This window comes from Candidatus Magnetobacterium casense (genome assembly GCF_019173545.1).
GTDB classification, from domain to species: domain Bacteria; phylum Nitrospirota; class Thermodesulfovibrionia; order Thermodesulfovibrionales; family Magnetobacteriaceae; genus Magnetobacterium; species Magnetobacterium cryptolimnobacter.
This window is the reverse complement of record NZ_JABXWD010000597.1, coordinates 1-1,627: the sequence shown is the minus strand read 5'-3', so window position 1 is coordinate 1,627 and position 1,627 is coordinate 1. Positions and strand designations below refer to the sequence as shown.

Annotated in this window: 1 protein-coding gene; it reads right to left on the bottom strand. The window is 52.9% G+C overall.

The genetic code is table 11. The features are described 5' to 3' along the window. A partial coding sequence (locus HWQ67_RS17955; protein ID WP_218254066.1) for a hypothetical protein occupies window positions 1-1,627 on the bottom strand: 1,627 nt, incomplete at both ends.

The following is a 1,627-nucleotide window of genomic DNA, read 5'->3' as shown; positions in this document are numbered from 1 at the left end:
TCGGTGGCTCCGGTAGCCACTATTGCCGCCAGGTAGAACCTGCCGTCAGGATAAAAGACACCGTTGGTGGTATTGTAAGCATAATCCGTTAGGCCAGGGGGGGTGATATTGGAATAATCAGCGTCCGAGTCTGCTGCCGATATGAACCATTGATAAGTAGCATTCCCTATTCCCCTGAAGCCTCTGTTGGAAGATGATGTTTGCTCTGTTGCCCCCAACCCGTTAAGAACGCAGCGATAATAGCGCCGTGAACCGTTTGTGGTCGCTCCCCCAAATAGACTCAGAGTAACTTTGTCCACATATTCGGCATCCGAGGCTATCGCCAGGGCATCACCTATCGCTCCGACAGGAGCGGTGGTATCGTTCAAGCTCGCAGAGACGGCCCCGGTCAAGTTTGAAAATCCCCAGTCCTCATCGTCGCTGGTCCTTTGCCACTGATATTGTGGAGTCCCTATCCCTGTATGTCCTCGATCAGGCGTGGAGTTCTGCGAGGCTGCACCATCGGCGGTTTCTACCCATTTGTAATATCTGCCCACTCCATCATTGAACGATGCCCCCGACAAGTAGGCATAGACATAATCTGTGTATGTGCCGTTACTTGCCACCGCCGTCCCGGGGGTTATGGTAGGGAGTGGAACATCCGTATCCACATATGGGCTTGAAGTCACTCCCACTATATCGGAGTAATTATCATCGCTATCCCCGGCACTTCTCATCAACTGAATTAAGAGCGGCCCTGCGTTTCTATATCCGCTATCGGCAGTTGAGTTCTGGCTCGTCGCCCCGGTAGCCGTCATTTCCCGAAGATAATACCTGGCCTCTCCGTCCGTTACGCCACTCCCAACAAGGGAGACGCTTATGTTGAACGAGTAGGTCCCATCAGTAGCGTCCGCACTGCCCGGTGTTATGAGTCCCGCAGGAGCCGTGGTATCGTCCCAAGAGGCCGTCGTAGCCCCGCTTAGAACCGAATAGTCGCTCGGGCTGGTAGAGTTGCTTTGATACCATTGATATGCTGGGGTGCCATAGGCTTGATAGCCCTGTGCGTGAGTAGAATTAACGCTTGTCGTCCCGGTGGCCGACAGAGTATAGAAATAATAATGAGGATAGGTAGTCATGTTGCTTCCCGTAACACTCAACCCTACCTTGTCTGAGTATGTATCGTCTGTCGCTACTGCTGCCCCGGGGAAGGTCACCGCAGGATACGCGGTGTCATAATAGTTTTCAACTGTAGTTGGCGCCGTCAGGTTACTGAAATCGCTGTCTGCATCCGTGGCCGACCGCCAGAGCTGATAATTGAGGGTCCCCCCAAGTTTGTAGCCGTTGGTCTGAGCCTCATCTGTCCCATCTCCTACCCCTGATACTACGATTTTATAATACTGCACCAATGAAGCATTAATCAATCCCGTGATAACAGATTCCCCGCTCACCGAGAGTGCCACGCTGGACGTATTCGTAGTAGACGCTTGCATCGCCCCGGGATAGATATACGGAGAGGGAGCGTATGTGTAATCGTCATATGGGTCGGTGGTGCCGCCCGGGATGTTTACATACGCCCCCCCGTCCCAATACTTCCACTGGTAAGACAGCGCCCCAACGCTTCTAAATCCTGTATTAGAGGAGCTTGATG